This window comes from Actinacidiphila sp. bgisy145, assembly GCF_057708125.1.
Map to the genome: position 1 here is coordinate 71,968 of NZ_JBYIRL010000037.1, position 13,137 is coordinate 85,104.

A 13,137-nucleotide genomic window follows, 5' to 3' on the forward strand; every position below is an offset into this window, starting at 1 on the left:
TGACGGAGGCAGGAACCGATCCCTGCCTCCGCGATCCTCGAAGCCTCGCTCTCCACGCTGGCCGCGTTCGCCGGCCCACCCGCGACCACGCACCTACAGTGGGCGCGTGCCACGTACATATCGTTCTGCCGTGCGAGAGCGGGCTGCCGCCGCGACCCGGACCGCCATTCTGGACGCCGCGGAAGCCCTCTTCGCCGAGCATGGCTACCCGCGCGTGACCATCGGGCGGATCGCACAAGAGGCCGGGGTGGCGCAGGGTACGGTCTACGCCTCCTTCGGGAACAAGCTCGCCCTGATTCGTGCGCTCACCGAACGCGCGGCGGAGGACAACAGAATCGGTACCGCTCTCGCGGTCGTCGCCGAGGCTTCGGACGCCCGCGAGATCGCGAGCCTGGTCGTACGCGGCACCGGGGATGTCGTCCGGCGCCACGGGCGGATGATGGCCGTGCTGGTCGAGAACGCCTCGGTGGACGCCGAGATCGGCGAGATCTCCGCCGGGACGGAGCGGCTGCTGCGCGAGCGCTTCCACATCGTCTCGGCCCGGCTCGCCACCGTGGGCGCGTTGCGCCCTGGCCTCACAACGACTCGAGCGGTCGACGTCCTGACGTACTACGTGGGGCCGGAGTCCTGGTTCCGGCTGCGCGGACTCGGGTGGAGCTGGCAGGCCTGCCAGGACTGGTTGCGGCGCGAATTGCTGTTCGCGCTGTGCGGCCTGACCGACGAGCCGTACGACGCTGGGGAGTGACTTAATTCAATGAAGTAGTACGCTACTCAATATGCGAATACTCTTCTCAAGCACGCCCGCGCACGGCCACCTGCTGCCCCAGCTCCCGCTCGCCCGCGCCTTCCGGGACCGGGGCGACCAGGTGGCGGTCATGACCGCAGGTCTCTTCGCGCCGGTGCTGGCCCCCGAGCGCATCGAGCTGCTCCCTGTCGGCCCTGGCGCGGACGTCCTCTTCGCGGAGTCGGCCCGTCGCACTGGCGTCGACGCGGCCGCGGACCCCACTCCGGAGGCCGTCGCGGAGTTCTTCGCCGGCACCCGGATCGACCTGACCGCGGACGACGCCATGGCCGCCTCCCGTGCCTTCGCGCCCGACCTGATCGTGGCCGAGGCGATGGACTTCGTCGGGCCGCTGGTGGCGGCCGCGCTGGAGGTCCCGCTGGCGACCCTGGCCTTCGGGCCGGCGATCCCCGCGGAGTTCACCGACGGGATCAGCCGGGTGGCCGCCGTCCGCTACGCCGACCGCGGACTTACCCCCGTGCCTGCCCGGTGGTACCTCGACCCGTGCCCAGACCTGCTCCAAACGCCCGGCTGGGACGCCCCGCAGACCCGGGTGCTGCTGCGGCCCGAGCCGCACCAGGGTCCGGATCCGATAGGAGCCCCGGCCCAGGCGCCTCGGCGCAGCGGGCAGACCCGCGTCTTGGTCACGTTCGGCACCCACTTCTCGGACCCGGCGGTCCTGATCCCGATCCTCACCGAGCTGCGTGCCACAGGAGCGGAGCTCGTGGTCACCCTCGGGCTCACCGCGCAGGCCGAGGACTTCGGAGCCGCGGGCGACGGCGTCACCTTCACCGACTTCGCCCCGCTGGCCGAGCTGCTGCACGACGTCGATCTGGTGGTCACCCACGGCGGCGCCGGTACCACCCTCGGTTCGCTGGCCCGTGGCCTGCCGCTCGTCGTGGTGCCCCAGGGCGCCGACCAGTTCCTCCAGGCAACGGTGGTCGGCGCCTCCGGCGCCGGCATCGCCGTACAGCCCGGGCCCGACGTGCCGCAGGCCGTCGCCAAGGCCGTCGCAACGCTGCACGCGGATACCGCATACGCCGGTGCGGCCCGCGCGGTGGCCCAGCAGATCGCAGCCATGCCCTCACCCGCCGAGGTCGCGACACGCCTGGCCAACACCCTGCACTGACACCGCCCTCACTCCTCGGTGGGTCCCGGCCAGACCCGCTCATTGTCTCGGGAGGCGTGGACGAAACGGGCCATGGTTGGCGATGCCCGAACCGATGAGGAACCAGTGAATGGAAACGCCCCACGCCGCGGCGACGGCTGACCATCAGTCGCTGGATTGGCTCAACGGCGGGTTGAGGCAGGTTCTGCTGGACCGTACGCCGACGGGCGGACAGCCGGAGTTGTCTCGCTTGGCCGCGCCGGCCGGAACAACCTCATCGGTGCAGCCGTACGCGTGCGAGGACGAGATCGTGGTGATGCTGAGTGGCAGCGGCATTTACTGGGTCGGCGAGCATCGCTTCGAGCTGTCGGCCGGCGGGGTCGTGTTTGTGCCGCGCGGTGTCACCACGGCACATCGCATCACTGCCGACGCAGAGAAGCTCACCGTCACCACACCGGGTGGGTTGGAGGCATTCCTCCGTAGGGTCTGCCGCGACGTTTCCTCGCCTCGGCCCGTCGGCTGGCGCATCTCATTCGACGCAATGGTGCATGCCGCCGCAGCGACCGGCCAGACCATCCTCGTAGCGCCGTTACAGGCGGACGATGCGGCTCGGCGCGCCTGTTCGCCGCCTGATCACCGGCGAGTCAGCAGGCTCGCGACTTCTCGCTGAGGAAATGAGGACGATCCTCATTCAATAGCCCGACCACGTGTCAGGGAATCGGGACAACTTCCCTGGACATCACACGTAGGACGGCGTCTGAACGCGGAGCCCACTGACATGGCGCGAGCGTAGCTACCGGCCGCGCGGTCGCCGCAGATCTTGAGAGACCGTAAGAGACTCCTCCCGGTCGTGCCTCGAACCTGGGTTGCGGTCATGACGATCAACTGGCCCGCTCCTGGAGGCAGCGACCTCGCCTTCCGCCAGGTGTTCGAGCACCCGGAGTCGGTGGTCCAGGTCGTTGGAGACCACATCCTGTACACCGGCGGGCAGGGAGCAGGCGCCCGTTGGTGGCCGGCCCTGGCGTAGTTGCAGGAATGTTGCCGGCGATGACCGCGATCCCGATCGTGACCATGTTCTCGGCCCCTCGTGTCCACGCTCCTCGCCGTAACCACAACGGGCCCAGGTCTGGGTGTTCTTACGTTATTGAAAGACATCCCGTTCCCGAGTCCGGCCGTGCCATGTTTCGGGGACACCGACGGCATGTGCGTTGCCTTCCCGCACGCCGCCGGCCTCAGATCGGCCAGAGAGAAGCAGCCCGGCGCGTCGAGAACCAGCGACGAGATGGAGGACGCATGGCACGAATGGTGCAGTTTGCCTGGCGCGCGCTGGTGCGGACCGGACCGGTGCCTGGACGCCGGCTGCTGATCGGCGTCGCGGCCGCCCAGCAGATCGCGGAGATGGGTGGCACGCGCCTCGCGGCCAAGCGCTCGTGGGTCGGGTTGGTCGCGGCGTCCACGATGCGCTACCGCTTCGGCCCCTGAGGCCGTGGGACCGGATCGAGATCACCTCGCGCGTGATCGGGTGGGACGAGCGCCTCTTCTACACCGAGCACGTGATCACCCGCGGCAGGGAGCTGCGCACCCGCGGCGTGGTGGGCCGCCGGTCCGTCAGCACCCGCACCGGCGACCGCATCGTCCCGGACGGCATCGTGTCGTTGCCGGCCCAGGAGCGGGACCACGCGCCTCAGGAGCGGCCAGAGCTCTCCGCCGATGTCGCGGCCTGGACGGCGTCCTGGAACGGCGCGCCGACCGACGCCACCCCGATCGACCCTCCCCTACCGCGCGGACCGCGCGGTGAATCGACAGGAGTCCTTGATGTCCTCGAACCCCCTCGACGCCGCAGGCTTGCGGTCCGCGCTCGTCGGCAGCCTTGTCCTCCCCGGGGAGCCGGGCTGGGACGAGGCGCGCCAGGCCTTTCAACTGGCGGTCGACCAGCGGCCCGACGCCGTCGTGCTCGCCGCGTCCCCGAGCGACGTGGTCGCGACGGTGAACGCCGCGCGGGCGGCCGGTCTGCGGGTCGCGGCCCAGTCGACCGGCCACAACGCCGGGCCTCTCGGGGCTCTGGACGGCACGGTGCTCCTGCGGACGTCCGGTCTGACCGGAATCACCGAGAATCCCGGGGCCGGCACCGTCCGCGTCGAGGCGGGCGTGATCTGGGGCGACCTGACGGCCGCCGTCGCTCGTCACGGGTTGGTCGGTCTGGCGGGCACCTCACCGACCGTCGGTGTCGTCGGTTACACCCTGGGTGGCGGGTTGTCGTGGCTGGGGCGCCGGTACGGGCTCGCCGCCAATCACGTGGTCTCGGCCGACGTCGTGACGGCAGATGGCGTGGCGCGGCACATCGACGCCAAGAGCGACCCCGAGCTGTTCTGGGCGATCCGGGGCGGCGGCGGCAGCTTCGCCGTCGTGACCGCGCTGGAGATCGCCCTCGTGCGGACACCCGACCTGCACGGCGGCGTCCTGTTCTTCCCGCTGGAGCGGGCCTCCGAGGTGCTGCACGCCTGGCGGGACTGGACCGCCACCGTGCCGGACGCGGTCACCTCGATCGGGCGGATCCTGCGGTTTCCACCGGTGCCGGACATCCCGGAGGAGGTGCGGGGTCAGTCGTTCGTTGTGGTCGAGCTGGTCTCGCTCCTGGGACAGCAGGAGTCCGACGAGCTGCTCGCCCCGCTGCGCGCGCTCGGACCCGTGATGGACTCTGTGCGCCCATCGAGCCCGGTGGAGCTCGCCGCGATCCACATGGACCCGTTGGTGCCGGTGCGCGCAGCCGGCGACGGGTTCCTCCTGACGGACCTGCCCAGCGACGCCCTGGACGCCTTCCTGTCCGTTGCCGGGCCGGGCGAGGACTTTCCCCTGCTGGGGACCGAGATCCGGCACCTCGGAGGGGCCTTCGCGCCGGACCCGGCCAAGGGCGGCGCCGTGACGGGCTTCGACGCCGGGTACTTCGTCTTCTCAGCCGCGCTCACCACCGACGAGCTGAGCGTCAAGGCGGCGCACCTCGCCCTGGACCGGCTGTGTGAGGCTCTGCGGCCCTGGGGAGCGGCGACGTCGTACCTGAACCTCGCCGAACGTCCTGGCGGCGCCCCGTTCGCGGACGAGGCCACGCTCGACCGCCTCCGCCGGGTCAAGGCCCTGTACGACCCTGCGGACCTGGTCCGCGGGAACCACCCGGTTGAGCCGGCCCGCACGGCGGGCTGACGGATCACGTGACGCCTCGGCGCTGATCGGTGCCTTGTCTGGCCTGGTCGGTGCGCCGACCTGGTCGGCCGGGTCTGCGGTGGCGGGGTATCCGCCCCCGCCGACCCGGCCCGGGAGGGTGACCACTGCCCGCCCGCCGCCCAGCACGGCATCCGGCAGGGCGGTGCCGTGGCCGCGCACACGAGATGACCGGCGGAACGGACCGCGGTCAGCTGAAAGGGACGGCTCATGGACAACACCCGAGTGGCACCGACGCCCGCGCCGGCGGCCCGGTCCGCCGATGAGCAGCGCGTCTGGACGGTGGATGTGACTGTGTCACCGCAGGAACCGGACATGGCCGAGAGTCTCGAACGGCGCTGGGACGCGCAGGTCGGCGGCGTGATCCCGATCCCACCGTCGTCCCCGGTCGGTGCGAACGACTACCGGGTCCGCATCCGGCACTGCAAAATCGGCGACGCGGTCATCGAGGACCTCTACAGCGAATCGATCGTGGGCGGCACCGGCGGCCGGTTCGAGCACCTCAACGACCGGGTCGTCGTCCACATCGGCCGGCGCGGAACGTGGCGCATCACCCGGTCGCACAAGCGCGGCGACGTGATCGACATGGCGCGCAACCAGTTCGTGGCCAGACACAACGACCCCTCGTGGGATTTCGCGATCGGTCCACGGACCCGCTCGACCGTGCTCATCCTGCCGGCGGCCGACCTCGGTTCGCTGTTCACCGACCGGGCGATCGTCGGCACCACGGAGTCCGCGGACCTCCGGCTGCTGAAGGCCCATCTGACCGCGGTCCAGCAGTCCTTGAGCGACCTCAGCCCGGCGGCGGTGACGGCCGCCCGCAACGCGCTGATCGAGCTGACCAGGGCGTTGGTCTCAGGTGAGGGTCCGGACCGGTCCGAGCCACGCCTGGCTGTGGCGCTCGCCGACGCGGCCCGGTCCCTCGCCGACTCCTTGCTCACCGATGCCGACCTGAGCCCTGACATCCTCGCGAGCGAGCTGCACGTGTCCCTGCGCACGTTGCAACGAGCTTTCGCCACCACGGGTGAGTCCGCGTCCAGTTACATCAGGCGCCGCCGCCTGGCGCAGGCCCATCAGGACTTGACGGCGGGCGCCGGGAGCGGCTCGAGCATCTCCGAGCTCGCCGCCCGCTACCACTTCGCCGACGCCAGCCACTTCGTCCGCGCCTTCAAGCGTGAGTACGGCGAACCGCCGTCGCGACTCGCCCGCCGTGCCTCTGAGCCCGAGCCGCAGCGTGTGCTCGGACGGGTGCTGGGCGGGTCCGCGATCACCGGCCGCGTGGAGTAACCGGGCGGCCGGTGACCTCCGATCCGGCCGGGAACGACGGCCGGATCAACTGATCCGGGCTGCGGCCTTCTGCACGCGCTCGGCGAACGCGGGGTCTTCGAGGATCTCCGGCCCGGCCAGGAGATTGATCAGCCGGACGAGAACCTCACTGACCTCGACGTCCTGCGACGCCGCCCGATACATGCTGCTCATGAAAGCGTTGATCTGCTCGACCCCGGGAGTTCGCGGCCCCGCGACCTCGGGGTACCGCAGATCGGCTCCCACTGCCGTCGCCCACGCGACATCGACCGTCGGCGTGACCCGCGCATAGAAGTCCCGGGTGATTCCCGCGCCTTCGGACCAAGGTCTGCCCGCTCGGGCCGTCAGACAACTGTCGAGCAGTTCCGCTTCCAGCGTGGCCATCGCCATGCCCTGACCGTAGATGGGGTTGAAGCTGCACAACGCGTCGCCGAGCGCGAGGTAGCCGTCGGGCAGCGTGGCGAGCGTCTCGAAGTGGCGGCGCCGGCTGGCGGGAAAGCGGATCAGTGTCCCGTCGTCGAGCGGCTCGGCGCGCTCGATCACCTCGGCCACGTCCGGGGCGGCCAGGCTCGCGGCGAACGCCCGGAACCCGTCGAGGTCCACCGGCGATTCCTCGCCGAGGTACCCGAACAAGGTGGCGATCCAGGTGCCGTCCTCCTGCGCGTTCAGTACGGCGCCGCGGCGGTTCTCGGCGGTAGGGGTGATGATCACGGCCTGATCGTCACCGAGCTCTCCAGGGGCGCGCCGGAAGTGTCGCGTCGTGTAGGCGATCCGGATGGTGACCTCGTCCTCGTCGGGAACGCCGAGTCCGGCCGCTCGGAGCCAAGCGGTTCCGCGGCCGCCACGGCCGGTCGCGTCGACCACGAGATCGGCCGCCAGGAGCGTGCTCGCGGTCGGGTCGTCGGCGGGTGCGGTGTACGTCCCGCTGACCCGGCCGGTCACGCTGTCGAGCGCGAGCCCGGTCACCTCATGGCCGTCGCGGAAGGTGACGTTCTCTACGGCGCGCAGCCGTTCGCGGATCCGCCTTTCGATGAGCGGCCGCCCGGCGAGAACGGCGTGCAGATCCATCGGCGCCCGCTCGGCGCGGTGACCTTCGAGCACGTAGCGGATTCCGCCCAGCACGTCGGTGGACACGGCTCCGTCGGCCAGCAGTTCCGCCGTCAGGCCGGGCATCAGCTTCTCCATCGTCTGCCGTCCCAGCCCGGGCAGGATGTGCAGGTGCCGGCTCTGCGGCACACCGCGCCGGTGCGTCCGGTCGTTCGCCGGCAGCAGATCGCGCTCGACCAGCGTGACCCGGGAGAAGTGCCGGGCCAGGCTGTGCGCGGCCAGCAGGCCGGCCACACTGCCGCCGGCGACAACGGCGTGGCCGTACGGTCGATCATGCGTCATGGATCGAGTCTTTCGTTCGGTGCGGCACAGGGAGGGGGAAGTTCCGCCCTGGCCACGCCCGCGGACCACTGTGGGCGGCCGGCAGAACGACCTGGGTTGACGCTAGGAGCCGGACCGAGGCCGGGTCGTGGACCGCGGCGACGATCTCGATGGAACACCGGCGCCACCCGCGGGCTCACCACCAAGATTGTTTAAGCTTGAATCGTCGCGACCATCGCGGGCCGCACAACCGGAGCGGGCGGGCGGCGGGTCAGCCGGCTGGCGTCGCTTCCGTGGGCAGGGCGATGTTCAGCCGGAAGCCCTGGGGTGCATGCTCCGCGTGCACGTCGCCGCCGTGGGCCCGGACGATGCCGCGGACGATCGCCAGCCCGAGCCCGGCACCGGGCGATCCGGCCGGCTGGACCGCGGGGGTACGGGCCGCGGTGCCGCGCCAGCCGACCTCGAACATCCGGGTGAGGTCCTCGCTGTCGACGCCGCCGCCCTGGTCCAGCAGGGACAGCACCAGCTGGTCGTCGTGCTGGTCGGCGGAGATGAGGATCTCCGATCCGTGCGGGGCGTGGCGGATGCCGTTGGTGAGCAGGTTGACCACGACCCGGGTGAGCTCGTGCGGGTCGGCCCGGAGCATTCGGCCCTCGACGTCCTCCTGGAGGATTCGGATGTCCTTCGCGATCGCGAGCTGGTGGACGTCGGAGACGGCGTCGGAGACGATGTCGAGCAGCTCGATGTTCTCGGGCCGGAGCCGGAGCAGCCCGCTCTGGATCTGGGAGAGCTCGAACAGGTCGTCGACCAGCCGGTTCATGGTCGCGGTCTGTTGGCGGATGCGGCGGATGTAGTCGGCGGGTTCCTCCACGGCGCCGTCCTCGAGCGCCTCGGCCAGGGCGCTGACTCCGGTGAGCGGGGTGCGCAGGTCGTGTGAGATCCACGCGAAGAACTGCCGGCGCGAGGCGTCCAGCTGCTCGATCTCGGTGCGGGCCGCCACTAGGCGTTCGGACACGTCGGCGAGCAGAGTGGACAGCTCGGCGAACTCCTTGCCGCTGTGGCGCTGGGCGTCGACGACGTCGCCCTGGCCGACGCGGGAGACCGTCACCCGCAGGTCGGCGAACGCGCGACTCGCCGTACGAGCGGTGAGCAGGGTCGCCGCGAGACTCAGCGCTGCGGAGATCCCGATGACCCACAGCAGCACCGCGAGGTCGTGCAGGGGCAGATACATCAGTACGGCGATCGCGACGGTGGAGCAGACGATGGACGCGATGGCGGCGCCGACCACCACCGTGAACTGGAACGCGATGGACCGGGGCGGGCAGTATCGGAGGATCAGCAGCGCCGTCACGGTGATCACCGTGGTGCAGCAGACGGCGCTGCCGAGGACGAGCAGCAGGTCGATCGCGGGAAGCGTCACGCGATGCCCTCCACCGTGAACCGGTAGCCGCGACCCCACTCGGTGAGCAGGTAGCGGGGAAATCGAGGCTCCGGCTCGATCTTCTCTCGCAGCCGGCGCACGTGCACGGTCACGGTGGACGTCTCGCCGAAGCTCCACCCCCAGACCTCGCGCATGATGTCGTCGCGGCTGAGGGTCCGGTCCGGATTCTGCAACAGGTACAGGAACAGCTCGTACTCGCGGGCCGTGAGCGTCATCTCGGTGCTGTTCAGCCAGATCGTCCGCTGCGCGGGGTGCACCCGGAACGGGCCGACCGTGAAGGGCGCGGAGAACAAGTGCGGACGGCGGCTGCGCCGGACCATCGCTTCGATCCGCAGCTGCAGCTCGCGCAGCACGAAGGGCTTGGCGATGTAGTCGTCCGCACCGTGTTCGAGCCCGTCGATCCGTTCATCGGCCGTTCCGAGCGCGGTCAGCATGATGATCGACGTCTGGGGGGCCGCGGACCGCACGTGACGGCACAGCTCGTCTCCACTGACGCCGGGCAGCATCCGGTCCAGGACCAGCACGTCCGGCGTGGCGGTGCGCAGCGTTTCCTGTGCCGTGCGGCCGTCGGCGAACTCGGTGACCTGGTACCCGCGACCGCGGAGGTAGTCGGTGACGACGGCGCGGACGGTGGCGTCGTCTTCCACGATCATCACCTCGACGTTGTCCGCCATCCCGCCATCCCGCGCATCGTAGTTGCGGCCGATTCCGGCCGGAGAATTCTTACGCTCTTGAAAGGAACGGCCGCCGGGACCGCGATCAGTTGACCGTCACCGGTGTCCCTTTTCCTGCGGCTGGACGGTACTGTGTCCCGCCCCTTCGGACGTGGCCAGGGCGTCCGCCAGCGGGACGCGTTCCGGCAGCCACCGCAAGACCGCGTTCGCCGTCGTTGCCGGCCCGGTGTTGAACACCAGCACCGCCTGCGGCGCCAGTTCCCTCGTCACGTTGACCAGCACCTCGAATAGGTGGGTCAACGCGGGGTCCATCCGCACTCCGCCGCCGATCATGACGACGTCGTAGGACGTGGCTTCGAGGGCGGCTCGGAACACCGACTCCGCGGTCGCGCCGTAGTCGAGCAGGCAGACGTCGGTCCGGAAGCCGTGGCGCCGCAACGTCGCCTGGCTCGCGGCCACGCCGGCGCGGATAGTTTCGGCGTCGATGTCCGGGAACGCCGCGCGCGAGGACGCGCTCCTCGACACCAGCGCCGGGTCCAGACCGACCGACAACATGCTTCTGGACATCAACGACCTCCATGCGGAACGACATCGGAACCGAGGTGGGGGGCCAGGCCGGCCGTCAGTGACCGTCCGGCCCGCCAGACCTGCCGGATCGCCAGCGTGTCCCCGATCGAGTTGGTCGGGTCACCATCGACGAGCAGGAGGTCGGCCCGTAGACCCGGGGCGATGCGCCCACGGTCGTGCAGACCGAACCGCCGAGCCGGCGTCGCGGTCGCGGCCAGCAGTGCCTGGACCGGTGACAGACCGGCGTCCACCAGCAGCTGGAGCTCTCCGTGCAGGCTGGCCCCGGGTACCACCCCCGGGACCAGGCCCGGTCCCGGCTGGAAGTCCGTCCCGGCGAGCAAGTCGACGCCGGCGTCGGCGAGCGCACGGACGGTCGCCGTGACCTGCCGCCACGAAATGCCCGGTGCGGTGCCCAGGCTGCCGTCCAGCGATTCGCGCCATCGGGGGGACAGGCGGTCGGTGACGCGGCGGTCCTCGGCCAGACCGGTCGGTGTGCGACCGGCGAGCGACGCCACGAGCGAGAGGCACGGGGTGACGAAGGACCCGGCGGCCCGGACGGTCTCGACGAGCTCGGCCGAGTGCGGTCCGTCGACGAACAGGTGGACGATCCCGTCGCTGCCCGCGCGGGCGGCCAGCGCCGTACCGGCGCGGGTCATGGTGTGCGTCACCGCCATCCGGCGGTGGGCGTGGGCTGCCTCGACGCCGGCTTCGTAGACCCGCGGGGCCAACTCCGCGAGGCCTGGGCTGCCCAGCAGCGCCCCGTCCTCGAGGATGAACTTGACGAAGTCCCAGCCGGAGGCCACGAGCTCCTCGACCCGTGCTCGGGCCACCAACGGGTCGTCGACCTGGGGGAAGTCGTGGGCGCAGGGGGTGTGCGCATCCGGTCGGGTCGCCGGGAACATCTGCGTGGGGTGGCCCGCGGGGGCAGTGATCGGCGGGCCGGCGGCGCGGATGTCGGCCGACCGCTCGTCGGTGGCCCAGGAGTAGCGCTCGTCCGAGCTGGCGAAGGTGCCCATGTCCAGGGTGGTGGTCACGCCGAAGGTGAGCGCGAGCCGCTGGGCTCGGGCGTCGGTGTGCACGTGCGCGTCGATCAGGCCCGGCAACAGGGTCGCCCCGCGCCCGTCGACGTGCTCGACACCGGCCGGAACGTCATCGGACACCGCAGCGATGACCCCGTCGGAGATCACGACGACCTGCGAGCGCGTCTGTTCACGGCCGTCGAAGACTCGCGCTCCGACGATCGCGAGATCGGCGGGGAGATCGCCGGTCGGAGGGTGGTGGTCGGGCTGTGTCTGACTCATGGCGGATCCCGGGATCGTCGGAGGTGCTGATCTCGGCCAGCTTCACCGCGACCCGGCCACCTCCGGCAGGGTGTGCTGCACCCTGCCGGAGGTGGCCGGTTGCCGACCATCTCCGGTCGATCTCCGGCGTAGTACCCTTCAGGCGTGTCGACACCTGGTGGTGGCGGTAGTTCGGGTGCAAGCGAAGCGCTCGGCAAGTTCCTGCGCAGCCGCCGCGCGAGCCTCGAACCGGATATGGCCGGCCTCCGTCCCGACCTGCGTCGCCGGCAGGTGCGGGGCCTGCGGCGGGAGGAGCTCGCGGAGCTGGCCGGGGTGAGCGCTGACTACTACACGCGGTTGGAACAGGGCCGCGAGCGGCATCCGTCGGAACAGGTGCTGGAGTCACTGGCTCGCGCCCTGCGGCTGTCCGCCGACGACGCCGGCCACCTCTTCCGGCTGGCCCGGCCGATCAGCACACTGGCCGAGGCACAACCGGCGTCGGCGGTCGGTCCGGACGTCCTCGGGATGATCAACGCGCAGCTGCGCGTACCGGTCGCGGTGCTCGATCCCGCGATGGACATCGTGGCGCTGAACCCGGTCGGGGCGGCCTTCTACGGCGGGTTCAGGCGGACCGACAACCTGCTGCGGATGATCTTCTGCGACCCGGGCGCCATGACGTTCTTCGACGACTGGGAGCTGACCGCCCGCTCCACCGTCGCGAGCGTTCGAGCGATGTCGACGCAGTTCCCCCGGCACCGACGGATCACCGAGGTGGTCACCGAGCTGACCGGGGCGAGTTCGGCCTTCGCGGCGCTGTGGACGGCACAGGAGATCAGGCTCTCGCCGTGCGTCGAGACCCACCTGCTGCGGCACCCCCGGGTGGGTGAGCTACACCTCTACTGCAGCACGCTGGCGATCGTCGCGGCGCCGGGCCAGTCCCTGCACGTGTTCTCGCCGGTTCCGGGGAGCGAGAGCGCCGCACGCATCGAGCACCTCGCCGAGCTGGGCTGAACCGCTGACGCCGTGGCCCCGACTGGACAGATCCGCCGGGGTCTCCGGTGGAGAGCCCCGTCGCCTGCCGACGCCCGGCACTGGAGGCGACCAGTCCGAGTTCGCCGTCCAGGTACACGGACCACCCCCGCTCGCGCGGGGAGAACCCTTCACGACCTGCGATTTCCGAAAGGCTCTGCAATCCCTTGGGTCGCCCACGGTTCGCTGCCTGCCGCCGAGCCTCGGCGCTGTCGCTCCTGCTGATGCTGCCCGGAGGACTCTCGATCCCAGGGACTTTCCCGGAAGGCTCCGACAGGGCTGGTAGGAGGGAACCCGCAGGTCAGGGCCTACGCCGTCAGCACTCGATGACGTTGACGGCCAGGCCGCCGCGGGCGGTCTCCTTGTAC

At 70.8% G+C, this 13,137-nt stretch carries 13 protein-coding genes; 8 read left to right on the forward strand and 5 right to left on the reverse strand.

From position 1 onward, the window contains the following. The first annotated feature begins 130 nt into the window (after nt 1-130). The 7 genes from AC3ERT_RS28470 to AC3ERT_RS28500 all read left to right on the forward strand — a co-directional run bounded on the left by AC3ERT_RS28470 (nt 131) and on the right by AC3ERT_RS28500 (nt 6,392). Complete coding sequence (locus tag AC3ERT_RS28470) at nt 131-745, forward strand: TetR/AcrR family transcriptional regulator (protein WP_435129382.1); 615 nt, start codon at nt 131-133, stop codon at nt 743-745. Nucleotides 746-776: 31 nt separating this feature from the next. Further along, complete coding sequence (locus AC3ERT_RS28475; protein ID WP_435177600.1) at nt 777-1,910, forward strand: glycosyltransferase; 1,134 nt, start codon at nt 777-779, stop codon at nt 1,908-1,910. A gap of 109 nt (nt 1,911-2,019) precedes the next feature. After that, nucleotides 2,020-2,559, forward strand: a complete 540-nt coding sequence (locus tag AC3ERT_RS28480; protein ID WP_435177602.1) for a cupin domain-containing protein — start codon at nt 2,020-2,022, stop codon at nt 2,557-2,559. Between the two features lie 204 nt (nt 2,560-2,763). Further along, nucleotides 2,764-2,916 carry a hypothetical protein gene (locus AC3ERT_RS28485; protein ID WP_435177604.1) on the forward strand — a complete coding sequence of 51 codons (153 nt, stop codon included), beginning with the start codon at nt 2,764-2,766 and terminating at the stop codon, nt 2,914-2,916. A gap of 266 nt (nt 2,917-3,182) precedes the next feature. Beyond that, a complete protein-coding gene (locus tag AC3ERT_RS28490; protein WP_435129388.1) occupies nt 3,183-3,371 on the forward strand; it encodes a hypothetical protein in 189 nt (62 codons plus the stop codon). A gap of 333 nt (nt 3,372-3,704) precedes the next feature. After that, nucleotides 3,705-5,087 carry an FAD-binding oxidoreductase gene (locus AC3ERT_RS28495; RefSeq protein WP_435177606.1) on the forward strand — a complete coding sequence of 461 codons (1,383 nt, stop codon included), beginning with the start codon at nt 3,705-3,707 and terminating at the stop codon, nt 5,085-5,087. 333 nt (nt 5,088-5,420) lie between these two features. Beyond that, a complete protein-coding gene (locus AC3ERT_RS28500) occupies nt 5,421-6,392 on the forward strand; it encodes an AraC family transcriptional regulator (RefSeq protein ID WP_435177608.1) in 972 nt (323 codons plus the stop codon). Between the two features lie 45 nt (nt 6,393-6,437). Here AC3ERT_RS28500 and AC3ERT_RS28505 read toward each other — a convergent pair whose 3' ends face one another. From AC3ERT_RS28505 to AC3ERT_RS28525, 5 genes are all read right to left on the reverse strand, one after another. Next, complete coding sequence (locus tag AC3ERT_RS28505; protein WP_435177610.1) at nt 6,438-7,751, reverse strand: NAD(P)/FAD-dependent oxidoreductase; 1,314 nt, start codon at nt 7,749-7,751, stop codon at nt 6,438-6,440. Nucleotides 7,752-8,049: 298 nt separating this feature from the next. Then, a complete protein-coding gene (locus AC3ERT_RS28510; RefSeq protein ID WP_435177612.1) occupies nt 8,050-9,198 on the reverse strand; it encodes a sensor histidine kinase in 1,149 nt (382 codons plus the stop codon). After that, a complete protein-coding gene (locus AC3ERT_RS28515) occupies nt 9,195-9,893 on the reverse strand; it encodes a response regulator transcription factor (protein ID WP_435177614.1) in 699 nt (232 codons plus the stop codon). The genes AC3ERT_RS28510 and AC3ERT_RS28515 overlap by 4 nt, the downstream gene beginning before the upstream one ends. 96 nt (nt 9,894-9,989) lie before the next feature. Further along, nucleotides 9,990-10,460, reverse strand: a complete 471-nt coding sequence (locus tag AC3ERT_RS28520; RefSeq protein WP_435177616.1) for a hypothetical protein — start codon at nt 10,458-10,460, stop codon at nt 9,990-9,992. Next, a complete protein-coding gene (locus AC3ERT_RS28525) occupies nt 10,460-11,761 on the reverse strand; it encodes an amidohydrolase family protein (RefSeq protein WP_435129412.1) in 1,302 nt (433 codons plus the stop codon). Before AC3ERT_RS28525 ends, AC3ERT_RS28520 begins: the two co-directional genes overlap by 1 nt. A 144-nt stretch (nt 11,762-11,905) precedes the next feature. On the opposite strand from AC3ERT_RS28525, the gene AC3ERT_RS28530 reads away from it, so the two are divergent. Next, nucleotides 11,906-12,751 (forward strand): helix-turn-helix transcriptional regulator, encoded by an 846-nt coding sequence (locus tag AC3ERT_RS28530; protein ID WP_435177618.1) that lies wholly within the window; start codon nt 11,906-11,908, stop codon nt 12,749-12,751. Nucleotides 12,752-13,137 lie beyond the last annotated feature (386 nt).